At 63.5% G+C, this 15,486-nt stretch carries 8 protein-coding genes; 6 read left to right on the forward strand and 2 right to left on the reverse strand.

What is annotated here, in order from left to right:
• The first annotated feature begins 155 nt into the window (after nt 1–155).
• The 3 genes from CABTHER_RS14170 to CABTHER_RS14180 all read left to right on the forward strand — a co-directional run bounded on the left by CABTHER_RS14170 (nt 156) and on the right by CABTHER_RS14180 (nt 4,097).
• Nucleotides 156–1,562 carry a dihydrolipoyl dehydrogenase family protein gene (locus tag CABTHER_RS14170; protein ID WP_014101361.1) on the forward strand — a complete coding sequence of 469 codons (1,407 nt, stop codon included), beginning with the start codon at nt 156–158 and terminating at the stop codon, nt 1,560–1,562.
• A gap of 154 nt (nt 1,563–1,716) precedes the next feature.
• Entirely contained in the window at nt 1,717–3,276 is a 1,560-nt protein-coding gene (locus CABTHER_RS14175; protein ID WP_014101362.1) for a radical SAM protein, read from the forward strand.
• Complete coding sequence (locus CABTHER_RS14180; protein WP_014101363.1) at nt 3,273–4,097, forward strand: class I SAM-dependent methyltransferase; 825 nt, start codon at nt 3,273–3,275, stop codon at nt 4,095–4,097. Before CABTHER_RS14175 ends, CABTHER_RS14180 begins: the two co-directional genes overlap by 4 nt.
• Here the strand turns inward: CABTHER_RS14180 and CABTHER_RS14185 are convergent.
• Together CABTHER_RS14185 and clpS are read right to left on the reverse strand one after the other, a co-directional pair.
• A complete protein-coding gene (locus CABTHER_RS14185) occupies nt 4,084–4,794 on the reverse strand; it encodes a class I SAM-dependent methyltransferase (RefSeq protein WP_187288451.1) in 711 nt (236 codons plus the stop codon). The genes CABTHER_RS14180 and CABTHER_RS14185 overlap by 14 nt on opposite strands.
• 258 nt (nt 4,795–5,052) lie before the next feature.
• The gene (gene clpS / locus CABTHER_RS14190) at nt 5,053–5,370 is read right to left on the reverse strand and encodes an ATP-dependent Clp protease adapter ClpS (RefSeq protein WP_014101365.1); all 318 of its coding nucleotides are present in this window, start codon (nt 5,368–5,370) and stop codon (nt 5,053–5,055) included.
• Nucleotides 5,371–5,985: 615 nt separating this feature from the next.
• On the opposite strand from clpS, the gene CABTHER_RS14200 reads away from it, so the two are divergent.
• The 3 genes from CABTHER_RS14200 (at nt 5,986) to CABTHER_RS17715 (ending at nt 15,416) form a co-directional block, all read left to right on the forward strand.
• Nucleotides 5,986–7,533: an ABC1 kinase family protein gene (locus CABTHER_RS14200; RefSeq protein WP_014101367.1), complete on the forward strand. Its 1,548-nt coding sequence runs from the start codon at nt 5,986–5,988 to the stop codon at nt 7,531–7,533.
• A 218-nt stretch (nt 7,534–7,751) separates the two neighbouring features.
• Nucleotides 7,752–10,292, forward strand: a complete 2,541-nt coding sequence (locus CABTHER_RS16270) for an IPT/TIG domain-containing protein (protein WP_014101368.1) — start codon at nt 7,752–7,754, stop codon at nt 10,290–10,292.
• Between the two features lie 312 nt (nt 10,293–10,604).
• The gene (locus CABTHER_RS17715; RefSeq protein WP_081464970.1) at nt 10,605–15,416 is read left to right on the forward strand and encodes an IPT/TIG domain-containing protein; all 4,812 of its coding nucleotides are present in this window, start codon (nt 10,605–10,607) and stop codon (nt 15,414–15,416) included.
• Nucleotides 15,417–15,486: the final 70 nt, after the last annotated feature.

Here is a 15,486-nt window from a genome sequence, read left to right on the forward strand (position 1 = left end):
GCCGGACGTGGCTTCCGCGCATCCGTCGGGCAGCATAATTTCTGCGTGCCAAGTTTTGTACGTTCGACTACACTGGCGTCCGTTTCACCCCTACCCGCCGGACCTGCCGCCACACGCCGGTACGGACATCACACTTTGGCGCCTGACCGGAAGCCATGACCGAACACTTTGACATCGTCATCATCGGGGCCGGCTCCGGCGGGTTGACCGCGGCCGGCTTTGCGGCGCAGCTTGGCGCCAGGGTGGCCCTGGTCGAAAAGCACCGCATCGGCGGAGACTGCACCTGGACGGGCTGTGTTCCGAGCAAAGCCCTGCTCAAAGCGGCCAAAGTGGCCCACGAAGTGCGCCAGGCCGGGCACTACGGTATTGTCGCCGAACCGCCCCGGACGGATATGGCGCAGGTGCGGGCCTATGTGCGGAGTGTCATTGATGAGATTTACGCCCACGAAGCGCCGGATGAACTGCGGCGCAGCGGGATTGACGTCATTCTGGCGCCGGGGCGCTTTCTGGACGCCCAAACCCTGGCGGCCGGCGAGCGCACCCTGACGGCCCGGTATTTTCTCATCTGCACCGGCGCGCATCCCGTCCGCCCTGATCTGGCCGGGCTGGACGAGGTGCCATTTCTCACCTACGAAACCATTTTCGACCTCGACGAACTTCCCCGGCGGATGATTGTCGTGGGCGGCGGGCCGATTGGCTGCGAAATGGCGCAGGCGTTCCAGCGGCTGGGCGCGCAGGTCATCCTTGTTGCAGAACGGCTGCTGCCGAAAGAAGAACCCGAAGTCAGCCAGACGCTTAGAACGGTCTTCGAGCGGGAGGGCATGCAGTTCATCCCCGGCCGGGCGCGGGCCGCGAGCCGGAAGAACGGAACCATCCGCGTGGAAAGTGAAGCCGGCACGGCCGAAGGCGACCTGCTGTTCATTGCTACCGGCCGGCGTCCCAACATCGCGGGTCTTGATCTGGACCGGGCCGGCGTTCAGGCCGATGCCCGTGGCATTCCGGTGGACACAAGTCTGCGCACCAACGTCAAACACATTTTTGCGGCCGGCGATGTGCTGGGCGGACACCAGTTCACCCACTTTGCCGGCTGGCAGGCCTTTCTGGCCGTGCGCAATGCGCTTCTGCTCGGCAGCACGACCGGGTTTACGGACATTGTTCCCTGGGTGACGTTCACCGACCCGGAAGTGGCCCACGTCGGGATGACCGAAGCCCAGGCCCGCACCCGGTATGGAGACACCCTCAAGGTCAGCCGGTGGGAGATGAGCCGCACCGACCGGGCCGTGTGCGATGCCGATACGGATGGCTTTCTCAAGGTCATCTCGCGCAGCGATGGCACACTGCTTGGCGCGACGATGGTGGCCCCGCGCGCCGGAGAAGCCATTACGGAGTTCACCCTGGCGCTCAACCACCGGCTCAAGGTGACGGATGTGGCCAACGCCATCCATGCCTATCCGACCTACTCAACGGCGGCACAGCAACTGGCCGCCGGCGTAGCGGTCGAAAACTTCCTCACCGGCACGGCCGGCAAGGTCATCCAGAGCCTGTCGAAAATCATGCGCTAGGCGGCGCATCCTGCCGCCCCCGGACACCGTATGCCCTATGACCTGCCAGCCCGTTCCTGACGATGCCGCGATGGAATACGTTTCGCCGGGTTGGGTCTGTCTGACTGCCCGGCGAAGGATTCACCGATGCCTCTGACTGGAGAGAATCACCGCCATGAGCGACACCACGACCGTTCCTGAATGTTCACCTGCCACGGCCACTTCCCCGCCTTCTGCAGAACCGCCGCGCAAGCGGGATGCCAACTATGTGTTTCTGGAACTCACCCGCAGCATTTGCCCCGAATGCACCAAGGTGGTGGATGCCCACATCATCGTCCGCGACAACAAGGTGTTCATGCGCAAACGCTGCGACTGTGAACGTGCCAGAGGGAAACTCTACGAATCGCTGATTTACAGTAACGCGCAGGCGTATATCACCAACGTACGCTACAACAAGCCCGGCACCATCCCGCTGCACTTCAACAGTGAAGTCGTGGCGGGCTGTCCGCACGACTGCGGGCTGTGCCCTGACCACCAGCAGCACACCTGTCTGGGCATCATCGAAGTCAACAGCGTCTGCAACATGGATTGTCCGCTGTGCTTTGCCGAGGCCGGGCCGGGCTTCAGCCTCACGCTCGAAGAAGTCCAATCCATTCTGGATGATTTCGTCCGGGCGGAAGGCCGCGCCGAGGTGGTGCAGTTTTCCGGCGGTGAGCCGACGGTGCATCCGCAGATTCTGGACTTTCTGCGCGAAGCCCAGAAGCGCCCCATCAACCTCATCATGCTCAACACGAACGGCAAGCGCATCGCCCGCGACGACGCCTTCCTTGACGAACTGGCGGAGATTCAGCCGGCGCTGTACTTCCAGTTTGACGGTTTTGATCGGGAGACCTACCGCATCATCCGGGGTGAGCCGGATATTCTCGAAGAAAAAATCCGTGCTCTCGACCGTCTGGCAGCCAAAGGGCTGACGGCCGTCCTCGTGCCGGCCATTGAGCGCGGCATCAACGACCACGAAGTCGGACGCATCGTCAAATTCGCCATGGAGCACCCGGCGGTGCGCGGCGTCAACTTCCAGCCGGCCTTCCACGCCGGACGCCACCTGGAACACGATCCGCTCCAGCGGATGACGATTCCCGACATCCTGGACCTCATCGAGACGCAAACCGACGGGCTGTTCCGCAAAAGTGACTTCGTACCCGTGCCATGCTGTTTCCCGACCTGCAACTCGGTGACGTACGCCTTCGTCGAGAATGGCACGGTCACGCCGCTGCCGCGCATCGTCAACGTGTATGACTATCTGGATTACATCACCAACAAGGTCATGCCGGACTACAGCGCCGAGATCAAAATTGCCCTCGAAGGCTTGTGGTCATCTTCGACGGCCCCCGGCACGGCCAAATCGGCCCGCGACCTTCAGATGTCCTGTCAGGCCTGTGGCTTCGAGTCGCTGAGCATCGGCGAAATTGCCGACCGGATGAAGATGATCATGCTCCAGGACTTCATGGACCCCTACACCTTCAACCAGAAAAATCTCATGAAGTGCTGCAAGGAGTTCCTGCTGCCGGGCGGCAAACAGGTGCCCTTCTGCGCCTACAACACCATCGGCTATCGCCAGCAGGCGCGGGAACAGCTCGAAGCCCTGGAGTGGGAGCGCAAGCTGGCGCGTAAGGAAGGCAAACCCTTTCAGGTCCGCCCCATCACCTTTTCCTTTCCCCGGGAGCCAAAAGCATGAGCACCATCGCTGGAACCTTTGCCGGAGAGTCCACCGCCCCGGAGGCGGTCAAGTCCTGTTGTGCGCAGTTTTATGAAAGCGATGTGGTGCGCTTTCTGTTCGGTGAGTCTTTTCATCCGGGCGGGCTGGCGCTGACCGAACGGCTGGGGCAGGTGCTTGGCCTTCGGGCCGGCGCGCGCGTACTCGATGTCGCGGCCGGACGCGGCACAAGCGCCCTGCATCTGGCGGAAACCTTTGGTTGTGAAGTGGTCGGCGTGGATTTCGGCGCTGAAAACGTGCGCCTGGCCAACGAAGCCGCCGCCGTGCGCGGACTGGCCGACCGGGTTCGGTTTGTCGTCGGCGACGCCGAACGGCTCGCCGCCGATGCCGCCAGCTTCGACGCCATCGTGTGTGAGTGCGCCTACTGCACCTTCCCGGACAAGCCCCAGGCGGCGCGGGAGTTTTTCCGCGTGCTGAAACCCGGCGGGCAGGTTGGCCTCAGTGATCTGACGCGGCGCGGGCCGCTGGCTCCGGAACTGGAGACCCTGCTCGCCTGGGTGGCCTGCATTGCCGATGCGCAGCCGGTGGAAACCTATGTGGCGCTGCTCGGTGCAGCCGGGTTTGCGCCGGGACTTGTGGAAAACCACGACGCGGCGCTGGCCGACATGGTGGCGGGTGTCCGGGCGAAAATTCTGGGCGCGGAACTCATGGTGGCCCTGAAAAAGCTCACACTGCCGGATGTGGATTTCCCCAGGGCCAAGCAGGTCACACAAAGCGCCGCCGCAGCCATCGAGCGGGGGGAACTTGGCTACGCCATCATCACGGCGGTCAAGCCGTCCTGAGCTGGGCTTCCTGAGCCGGCGACCGGGCCTGCCAGGCGGTAATGTAACCGAAGGCCGTCGGAATCTCGGCGCAGACTTCGACGGCCGTCAACCCGGCGGCCTGCAGAAGCCCCGGCAGCGCGCCCTGCACGTGCGCTTCCGTGGCATCGAAGCCGTCAAAGAGACGCACTGGGAGGAAAGCCAGCCGCTCCAGCCAGGTACGTGGCGCGTCGTAATCGGCCAGCAGCAGCCTTCCCTCCGGGCGCAGGACGCGCCGGATTTCCCCCAGTGCCTGTTCTTTCTGCGGCGTCGTCAGATGGTGAAAGACCAGCGAAGTCACGACAGCGTCGAAGCAGCCGTCGGGAAAGGGCAGCCGGGTGGCCGAGGCTGCCAGCAGCGACCAGTTGACCCTCTGCTGCCGCCCTTTCTGTTCGGCCAGCGCCAAGGCGTCCGGGTCGGCGTCCACGCCGAACAACCGGGCTTCAGGTTGCCGCTCGTGCAGGCGGAGGAGCAGGGTGCCCGTACCGCAGCCCACGTCCAGAACGGACTGCCCCGGCACCAGGGGAAGCAGCTCAGACAGACGGCGCTTGAGGAAGTCATCCCGCACGGCCACCCTGGCCACGACATCGAACCAAGGCGTCAGAGCCGTAAAGGCCAGCGCCGGACGAAACTCCGGTGTGGGCAATGTGGCGCGTCGTTCAGGGAAGTCGGTTGGCACGGGCGTAGAGACCTCCAGACAAAAAATGCGGTGGGGGAAACCACCGCGCAAGCAGAGAGGAGGAATGTACACTACGCCACGAGCAACCGTAGCCACGTCTGCCGGGCAAGTGCCGGGCAGGCCAGCCGGCTACCGTTACTCTCAAGGCGGGTTGAACTGTGACGTATTGGAAAAGTTCCAGAAAAATTCCGGTCTTTTTTACCTGCACCGGTGATGCGGCGGAAAGCACCCGGCAGGCTTTACAAGCTGTGCCTGCCGCTATTCGGCCGGCTCGATGGTACACAGCAGCGGAAACTCATTGGCACGGGCAAGCTGAATGGTCTGCATCATCTTGGTTTCGGCAATCTCGTATGGATAGATGCCGGCCACGCCGATGCCCCGCCGGTGCACGTTGAGCATGATGCGCGTGGCTTCGCTTTCCGAGTGATGGAAAATGTGCTGGAGGACGTACACGACAAAGGGCATCGTCGTGTAGTCGTCGTTGTGGAGCAGGACGCGAAACATCGGCGGTTCCTTGGTTGTCGTATGCTCTTTGACGAGCACGCCCTCATCGCGGTCTGGTGTCAGCTTCGGCATGGCTACTCTCCCCCCTACTGGATGTCACCGGTGGTCTTCGCAGGTGTGGCCGCGAGGCCCTTCCCTGACCGCAGGACTGCCTGCCGGCAGCCACAGGCGGAGGTGCAGCCTGGCGCTGGCGACTGCCACGCCCGTACGGCCTGCCACGCACGGTGGAGCAAGAAACCGGCTGCCCCGGCGACAACCATCAGGCTGATCCAATCCTGCATCATCGGTTTCCTTTCCCTGACCGGTATCCCCAATCGCCGTACATCACGCCAAGACATCCCTGGCGGCCCCGGTCTCCAGCCCACATCAGCCGCCCACACCTGCTGATTCGCCCAAGCAGGTACGACTTCCCCATAATTTCTACCTATGTGGTCATTCCAAGTAAACCATCCCCGGCTGGCTCGCTGCCTGCGGAACACGGTACGCAGACCAACCGACAGAAGCCTGGTTGGTGACTATTGTCCTGTGTCAAGCGCGTGTCGTGTCTCCACATTGCAGCCCCCGATGGACATGCCGCGCGAAAGTGATGCACGGGCTGGTTATGTCTGCTAACGTACCCACCCGACGTCATGTTCACCACGGCGAAACGGTTGTGTACGGACACAGTTTCGCCCGCTCATGGTAGCTATGTCCGCGCAGACGCTCGATGCTCCGGTTCTTTCGCGCGCGTTATCACTTGGTGAAAACCTGCGCCATCTACGACGCTTTGTTGTCGTCTCCATCGCGCTTTTGCCGTTTCTGGTCAGCTTTCTGCGCGACCGGCGGCGGTGGATCAAGTGGGGCGCTCCGCGCACACTGACAGAGGAGCAGCATGCCCGTCGCGCCAAAAAGCTGGTGGATACCTTTGCCCGGCTGGGAACGTCATACATCAAGCTGTCGCAAATCCTGGCTGTACGGGAGGACCTGATTCCCAAAACTTATGCGCGGGAATTTGCCCGGCTGCTTGACCAGACCCCGGCGGCCGGCATGGACTACGTCAGCGCCGTCATCCGTCGCCGCACGGGCAAAAACCCGGAGGACATCTTCACCGACTTCAATCCCAACGCCATTGCCTCGGCATCAGTCGGGCAAGTTCACCGGGCGCGGTACAAGGGCGTTGATGTCGTCGTCAAAGTCCGGCGGCCCAACGTGGTGGAAACCATCACCCTCGACAACGCCATCCTGAGTACGCTGCTGGAGTGGCTGCGGCCGTTTTTTGGCGAGCACTACCTGTACCGCGGCTTTGAAGTTCTGTTTACGGAATATAAGCGGATTGTCGTTGGCGAACTGGACTTCCGCATCGAAGCACAAAACGCCGAGCGTCTGCGCGCCCAACAGCCCCGGCATCCCCGGCTGGTCATCCCGGAAATTGCGCACGAACTGACCTATGAAGACCTGCTTGTGATGGAGTTCTGTGAGGGGGTGCGGATTGACGCGGTGGAGACCATTCGCAGCTATGGTCTCGACCTTGGCGAACTCGTCGAAGCCCTGCTCGAAATCGTTTTCTCACAGCTTCTCGTCCACGGCTTTTTCCATGCCGATCCCCATCCGGGGAACATTCTCATCAACCGCCGGGGCGACATCATCCTGCTCGACTACGGCATGGTGGACGAACTCGACCCGGTGACGCGCGACCGGTTTCTGGGCCTTATCCTGGCCGCCAACGCCAATCAGTACGACGAAGTGGTGGCCAAGCTCTATGAACTGGAGATGGTGGCCCCGGATACCCCGGCCGAGCAACTGACCTACGTGACGGAAACCATCATGAACCTGCGGCACCTGGCGCGTACCAACCAGCGCCAGGTTCAGATGGCCGTCGAGCAGCTTTTCGAGAAAACGCGCATCCTGCATCACCTGCGCATGCCCCGGCAGATGGTGTATCTGTTTCGGATGGCGACACTTATCGAAGGCGTGGCGATCCGCTTCGACAATCACTTTGACAGCATTCGGGACGCGGTTCCGATTGCCAAGCGGGTTGGGTTCAAACTTATTGCCCGCATTGTGCCGGCCGCCACGGCCCTGCGCTATGCGGCGGAAGTCTTTGCCGAGCGGTTTGATGCCTACCTGAGCCGGGTGATGCAGCGCAAAAAGGTCTCCTATGCCAAGGATTTCGTACGGCGTATGTGGCAGGGCACGCCGGACAAAACCGTGGTGTCGGCGCCCACGCCACCACCCAGCCTGACGCTGCCTTCCTGACAAACAGAGCGCACGGCAACAACTTCCTGGCTTCCCCTTCATCCAAGGCGGGGCAAGCTTTGCGGTTGCAAACACACACTGCCCGACTACGCTCTATTCTCCAAACTTGCTGTTGACGGATGTTTGGGTATGCTGACGGTTCGGGGGTTCAGCCTCTGAAGGCTGACAGATGACCAACTGCGGCAGCACCGATCCAGAACTCACGTGGAGTTCATCCCATGCGACTGGTTTTTCTCGAAAGGCTTACTGCACTCTGGCTTGGTAGTTTTGTTCTTCTACTGGGCGCGCCATGGGTTGGCGTGCAAGATGCTCTGGCATTTCAAGCTACTCCATTTACACCTTTCATTTCCGGCTTCACACCAACTTCGGGGCCGGTTGGAACTTCTGTCACCATCTTTGGTTCAAACTTCTTTGAAGTGACCGGTGTCCGCTTTGGCGGCGTTGCGGCGACGTTTACCGTCAACAGTCCCACGCAAATCACCGCAACAGTACCGCCTGGTGCTACAACCGGTTTGATTACACTCATAACCGCATTTGGCCTCACCGCAACAAGTCAAGCCCCCTTCGTCGTCCTTGAGACACCCATCGTCACCGGCTTTTCTCCCACCTCCGGCCCTGTCGGCACGGTAGTCACCATCTCCGGTACCGGCTTTGCTCAGGTGTCTGCTGTCCGCTTTAATGGCGTTGCGGCCACATTCACAGTCAGCAGTTCGACGCAAATCACGGCAATCGTCCCGACCGGCGCCACCACTGGCCCTATCAGCGTGACCGGTCCCGGCGGCACAGCCATTAGCAGCACACCGTTCACCGTCCTTGAGGCGCCCACCCTCACCAGCTTTTCACCTGCGTCCGGTCCCGTCGGCACAGTGGTCACCATCACCGGCACCGGCTTTGTTCAGGTGTCCGCTGTCCGCTTCAACGGTGTTGCAGCCACATTTACGGTCAGCAGTCCCACGCAAATCACGGCAATCGTGCCGACCGGAGCCACCACCGGGCCAATCAGTGTGACCGGTTCCGGCGGCACGGCTATCAGCCGCGAACCCTTTGTCGTCCTTGAGACGCCCACCCTCACCAGCTTTTCACCCACGTCCGGTCCCGTCGGCACACCTGTCACCATCACCGGCACCAGCTTCCTCAACGTCAGCAGCGTCACCTTTGGCGACCTGCCAGCGCGCTTCACCGTCACCAGCCCCACCCAACTCACCGCCACTGTCCCCGCCGGAGCCGTGACCGCCCCCATCCGGGTTGTCACCCCCGCCGGCAGCGCCACCAGCGCCACCAGCTTCACCGTCATCCCCCGTGTGCCGCCCCAGACCATCGGCGTCTGGCGTCCCAACCAAGGCTTCCTCCTGCGCCAGTCCAACACCGCCGGTCCGCCCGACATTGCTGTTCCCTTGGGTCAGCCCGGCGACCAGCCCGTGGTCGGCGACTGGGACGGCGACGGCAAAACCACCGTCGCCCTCTTCCGCGCCGGGCAGTTTCTTCTGCGCAACGAGAACGCCGTCGGTGCGCCCGTCACCACCGTGGCCTTTGGGCAGGCGGGCGATATACCCGTGGCAGGCGACTGGACGGGCAAGGGCTTTGACAGTGTTGGGGTCTTCCGGCGCGGCGTCTTCCTGCTGCGCAACACCAACACCTCTGGTGCGCCCGACATCATCATCAACTACGGACTGCCGACCGACCTGCCCGTGACAGGCGACTGGGACGGCGACGGGCGGACGACCATTGGCGCGTTTCGACCGTCCACGGGCTTTTTCTTCCTGCGCAACGACAACAGCTCCGGCAACGCCGACCTGAGTTTCTTCTACGGTCTGGCGAACGACCTGCCGGTGGCCGGCGACTGGGACGGCGACGGGGTGACGACGGTGGGCATTTTCCGGGCGGGGACGTTTTTCCTGCGCAACACCAACACGGCGGGTTTTGCCGATGTGGCGGTAGGTTTTGGGCAGGCGGGGGATGTGCCGCTGGCCGGGCGCTGGAAGACGCCGCCGGTTGTGCCGCCGGGGGACTTTCAGACCGGGAACTCGACCGTGGTCTGGCGCAACCAGACGACGGGGGAGACAGCCCTGTGGGTGATGCAGGGGACGAGCTTTGTGCGCAGCGAGGCGTTGCCGTTTGTAGAGGACTGCTGGGTTGTGGGCGGAGTGGCGGATTTCACCGGCGACGGGGCGACCGACCTGCTGTGGCGCAACCAGGACATCACCGGCTTTGACGCGGTGTGGAGCTTTGCCGGGCTGCGTCCGGTGGCGGCGCTCCCCGTCACGCCCGAACAGACCGACCGCAACTGGTTCATCAGTTGCACGGGGGACTTCAACCGCGACGGGCAGCCGGACATCGTACGGCGCAATCTGGCGACGGATGCCGTGGAGGTGTGGCTGATGAACGGGCGGACGCGGAGTGCCGTCATTCCGCTGGTCATCCCCGGTCTGACGGCGGACGAACGGATTGTGGGGAGCGGGGATTTTGAGGGCAACGGGCAGTTGGGTCTGCTGCTGCACCGGCAGGGGGCCGGAACGGCGCGGGTGGTGACGTTCATCGGGGCGACGGCGGTGGGGAGTCGTCCGCTGCCGGCGCTGGGGCCGGAGTGGCGGCTGGGGGCGGTGGGCGACTACAACCGCGACGGGCAGCCGGACGTGGTGTGGCGCAATGAGCGCACGGGGCAGAACGTCATCTGGCTGCTGCGGAATCTGTCGCTGGTGCAGAGTGTGGGGCTGCCGGCGGTGCCTGACCAGCGGTGGCAGATTGTGGGTCCGCGCTAGAGGCAGGCAGCAACGGGCAGGATGGCTGCCGGCAACAGGGGTGGCGGTCCTGCCGCGTGGTTGTTAGGGGCTGCATACCTGTGGCGTCACCGGGATCCGGGTGTGCCGTGACGCGCGTCAGAAGCGGCCGGTTTTTTGTTGGCAAACGTACACTACCGGACTAAGCTTCCCATAATTTCACAAGCCGTTATTTGACAGGCCTTCGGAAGTGCCTTGCACTTTGTACCTGTGCGTCATCAGCCCTTGGGTGACGTGCAGGGCGTCCCGGCTCACACTTTCATTGCCCGCCCATAACACACGGAGATTCCCCCCATGCGTCAGATTTCATTCTCAAGGATTGTTGCTCTCTCGCTCTGTGGATTCGCTTTACTGCTGTGCAGCCGGTGGACCGGGGAGCCATACGTTCAGGCGGCATTGGAAACGAGGCTTGAAACAGCACGCCCGGAAAACGTTTGCCAGCCCCACCTGTTACCGGACACGGGCCGTCTCAAACGTCCCCTGCGGCAACCAACTGTGCGTTGCCAACTGCGGCAGCTTCGGGCGCTTGTCCCTGGATTTCTGACACCGGTCGCAATTGCTCCACCGGCCAGGTCGGCCTTTGAGCCCATATCCGGTAAACAGGTATCCGCCTCCGCGCCAACGACCGATGCCGTAGCTGAGCCAAGTGGGATCATAACCGGATTCGTTCCTTTTTCGCCTGCATCGGCACTGGATTCATCCGCCTCTCCTCAGTTCCCACCACCCATCATTTCCAGCTTCACGCCCACATCCGGGGTCATTGGCACATCCGTTACCATCGTGGGCGAGAATTTTTTGCTTTCGCGGTTGTCAAACCGGGAAACGGTGACGGACGTTCGATTCAACGGTGTCAGCGCCGTCTTCAACATTGTTGACTCAGAAACCATTACGGCGACTGTACCGGTGGGAGCGACCACCGGCCCCATCAGTGTGACCGGCCCTGGCGGCACTGCCACCAGCAGCACCAACTTCGTCGTCATCCTGCCGCCGACGATTTCCAGCTTCTCACCCACCTCCGGTCCGGTTGGCACCTCCGTCACCATCACCGGCACGAACTTTGCTGGCACGACCGATGTCCGCTTCAACGGCATTGCGGCGGCCTTCACTGTCAACAGCAACACGCAAATCACAGCGACGGTGCCGGCGGGCGCCACCACCGGACCCATCACCGTCACCAATCCGGCCGGCACCGCCACCAGCGGCACCAACTTTGTCGTCATCCTGCCGCCGACCATCGTCAGCTTTTCACCTGCTTCAGGGCTCATCGGCACTTCAGTCATCATCACCGGCACGAACTTCACCGGCACGACCGATGTCCGCTTCAACGGCATTGCGGCGGCCTTCACTGTCAACAGCAACACGCAAATCACAGCGACGGTGCCGGTGGGCGCCACCACCGGACCCATCACCGTCACCAATCCGGCCGGCACGGCCACCAGCGGCACCAACTTCGTCGTCATCCTGCCGCCGACGATTTCCAGCTTCTCACCCACGTCGGGACCCGTCGGCGCGTCCGTCACCATCACCGGCACAAACTTCACCGGCACGACCGATGTCCGCTTCAACGGCGTTGCGGCGACCTTCACCGTCAACAGCAACACGCAAATCACGGCGACGGTGCCGGCGGGCGCCACCACCGGGCCCATCACCGTCACCAATCCGGCCGGCACGGCCACCAGCGGCACCAGCTTCGTTGTCATCCTGCCGCCGACCATTGCCAGCTTCTCGCCCACTTCAGGCCTCATCGGCGCTTCCGTCATCATCACCGGCACAAACTTCACCGGCACGACGGATGTCCGCTTCAACGGCGTTGCGGCGACCTTCACCGTCAACAGCAGCACGCAAATCACGGCGACGGTGCCGGCGGGCGCGACCACCGGGCCCATCACCGTCACCAATCCGGCCGGCACGGCCACCAGCGGCACCAACTTCGTCGTCATTCTGCCGCCGACCATCGCCAGCTTCTCGCCCACCTCGGGCCTCATCGGCGCCTCCGTCACCATTACCGGCACAAACTTCGCCGGCACGACCGATGTCCGCTTCAACGGCATTGCGGCGACCTTCACCGTCAACAGCAACACGCAAATCACGGCGACGGTGCCGGCAGGCGCCACCACCGGGCCCATCACCGTCACCAATCCGGCCGGCACCGCCACCAGCGGCACCAGCTTCGTCGTCATCCTGCCGCCGACCATCGCCAGCTTTTCACCCCTGTCGGGCCCCGTCGGTGCGTCCGTCACCATCACCGGCACGAACTTCACCGGCACGACCGATGTCCGCTTCAACGGCATCAGCGCCATCTTCAACATCGTTGACCCGGAAAACATTACGGCGACAGTGCCGGTGGGCGCAACCACCGGCCCCATCACCGTCACCAACCCGGCCGGCACCGCCACCAGCGGGACGCCGTTTGTCGTTCCTCAAACACCGTCCATCTCCAGCTTTTCACCCACGGCAGGAACCGTCGGCACCAGCGTCACCATTCTGGGGGTGAACTTTGTTGAGGTCACAGATGTGCGCTTCAACGGCGTCAATGCCTCGTTTACCGTCAACAGCCCCACCCAAATCACGGCGACGGTGCCGGCGGGCGCCACCACCGGCCCCATCACCGTCACCAATCCGGCCGGCACGGCCACCAGCAGCGCCAGTTTTGTTGTCATCCTGCCGCCGACGATTGCCAGCTTCTCACCCACGTCGGGACCCGTCGGCGCGTCCGTCACCATCACCGGCACGAACTTCACCGGCACGACCGATGTCCGCTTCAACGGCATCACGGCGGTCTTTACGCTCAACAGCAACACGCAAATCACAGCGACGGTGCCGGCGGGCGCCACCACCGGACCCATCACCGTCACCAATCCGGCCGGCACAGCGACCAGCGGCGCCAACTTTGTCGTCCTCCTGCCGCCAACCATTTCCGGCTTTTCGCCCACAGCAGGGGCAGTCGGGGCACTCATCACCATTTCCAGTGACAATCTCATTGTCTTGGGTGAAAGTTTTGCCGGCGTGACAGCAGTGAACTTCAACGGGGTTGCGGCAACATTTACTGTTGTCAGCCCGACACAGATCACGGCGACCGTGCCGGCGGGCGCCACCACCGGCCCTATCAGCATCACCGGTCCCGGCGGCACCACCACCAGCAGCACGCCGTTCGTCGTCCTTGAAACGCCTACTCTCACCGGCTTTGCACCCACCTCCGGGCCCGTGGGTACAATCGTGACCATCTCCGGTAGCGGTTTCGTTCAGGTGTCCGAGGTCCGCTTTGGCGGCGTTGCGGCAACCTTCACCGTCAACAGTCCCACGCAGATCACCGCCACCGTCCCGCCCGGCGCGGCCACTGGCCCCATCTCCATCGCGGCCGCCGGCGTCATTGCCACCAGCCGCGAACCCTTCGTCGTCCTTGAGGCGCCCACCCTCACCAGCTTTTCACCCGCGTCCGGTCCCGTCGGCACACCTGTCACCATCACCGGCACCAGCTTCCTCAACGTCAGCAGCGTCACCTTTGGCGACCTGCCGGCGCCCTTCACCGTCACCAGCCCCACCCAACTCACCGCCACCGTCCCTGTCGGCGCCGTGACCGCCCCCATCCGCGTCATCACCCCGGCCGGCAGCGCCACCAGCGCCACCAGCTTCACCGTCGTCCCACGTGTGCCACCCCAGACCATCGGCGTCTGGCGTCCCAACCAGGGCTTTCTCCTGCGCCAGTCCAACACCGCCGGTCCGCCCGACATTGCCGTTCCCTTGGGTCAGCCCGGCGACCAGCCCGTGGTCGGTGACTGGGACGGCGACGGCAAAACCACCGTCGCCCTCTTCCGCGCCGGGCAGTTTCTCATCCGCAACGAGAATGCCGTCGGCGCGCCTGTCACCACTGTTGCCTTTGGGCAGGCAGGCGACATCCCTGTGGCGGGCGACTGGACGGGCAAGGGCTTTGACAGTGTTGGGGTCTTCCGGCGCGGCGTGTTCCTGCTGCGCAACACCAACACTTCTGGTGCGCCCGACATCATCATCAACTACGGACTGCCGACCGACCTGCCCGTGGTCGGCGACTGGGACGGCGACGGGCGGACGACCATTGGCGCGTTTCGTCCGTCCACGGGCTTTTTCTTCCTGCGCAACGACAACAGCTCCGGCAACGCCGACCTGAGTTTCTTCTACGGTCTGGCGAACGACCTGCCGGTGGCCGGCGACTGGGACGGCGACGGGGTGACGACGGTGGGCATTTTCCGGGCGGGGACGTTTTTCCTGCGCAACACCAACACGGCGGGCTTTGCCGATGTGGCGGTAGGTTTTGGGCAGGCGGGGGACGTGCCGCTGGCCGGGCGCTGGAAGACGCCGCCCGTCATCCCGCCGGGCGATTTTCAGACCGGGAACTCGACCGTGGTCTGGCGCAACCAGACGACGGGCGAAAGCGCCATCTGGGTGATGCAGGGGACGAGCTTTGTGCGCAGCGAGGCGTTGCCCTTCGTGGAGGACTGCTGGGTTGTGGGCGGAGTGGCGGATTTCACCGGCGACGGGGCGACCGACCTGCTGTGGCGCAATCAGGACATCACCGGCTTTGACGCGGTGTGGAGCTTTGCCGGGCTGCGTCCGGTGGCGGCGCTTCCCGTCACGCCCGAACAGACCGACCGCAACTGGTTCATCAGTTGCACGGGGGACTTCAACCGGGACGGGCAGCCGGACATCGTACGGCGCAATCTGGCGACGGATGCCGTGGAGGTGTGGCTGATGAATGGGCGGACGCGGAGTGCCGTCATTCCGCTGCGGATTCCCGGTCTGGCGGCGGACGAACGGATTGTGGGGAGCGGGGATTTTGAGGGCAACGGGCAGTTGGGTCTGCTGCTGCACCGGCAGGGGGCCGGAACGGCGCGGGTGGTGACGTTCATCGGGGCGACGGCGGTGGGGAGTCGTCCGCTGCCGGCGCTGGGGCCGGAGTGGCGGCTGGGGGCGGTGGGCGACTACAACCGCGACGGGCAGCCGGACGTGGTGTGGCGCAACGAGCGTACGGGCCAGAACGTCATCTGGCTGCTGCGGAATCTGTCGCTGGTGCAGAGTGTGCCGCTGCCGGACATTTCCGACCAGCGGTGGCAGATTGTCGGTCCGCGCTAGAGACCACGCCAGAAACCATACCAGAAACGGGCAGGACGGCTGCCGGTGACGCCCGCGGCGGTCCTGTCCT

This window comes from Chloracidobacterium thermophilum B (assembly GCF_000226295.1).
In the GTDB taxonomy this organism is placed as follows: domain Bacteria; phylum Acidobacteriota; class Blastocatellia; order Chloracidobacteriales; family Chloracidobacteriaceae; genus Chloracidobacterium; species Chloracidobacterium thermophilum.

Excerpts from the sequence above, each read along its gene's own strand:
- CABTHER_RS14170 (WP_014101361.1), top strand. The coding sequence starts at position 156 with ATGACCGAACACTTTGACATCGTCATCATCGGGGCCGGCTCCGGCGGG.
- CABTHER_RS14175 (WP_014101362.1), top strand. The coding sequence starts at position 1,717 with ATGAGCGACACCACGACCGTTCCTGAATGTTCACCTGCCACGGCCACT.
- CABTHER_RS14180 (WP_014101363.1), top strand. The coding sequence starts at position 3,273 with ATGAGCACCATCGCTGGAACCTTTGCCGGAGAGTCCACCGCCCCGGAG.
- clpS (WP_014101365.1), bottom strand. The coding sequence starts at position 5,370 with ATGCCGAAGCTGACACCAGACCGCGATGAGGGCGTGCTCGTCAAAGAG.
- CABTHER_RS14200 (WP_014101367.1), top strand. The coding sequence starts at position 5,986 with ATGTCCGCGCAGACGCTCGATGCTCCGGTTCTTTCGCGCGCGTTATCA.
- CABTHER_RS16270 (WP_014101368.1), top strand. The coding sequence starts at position 7,752 with ATGCGACTGGTTTTTCTCGAAAGGCTTACTGCACTCTGGCTTGGTAGT.
- CABTHER_RS17715 (WP_081464970.1), top strand. The coding sequence starts at position 10,605 with ATGCGTCAGATTTCATTCTCAAGGATTGTTGCTCTCTCGCTCTGTGGA.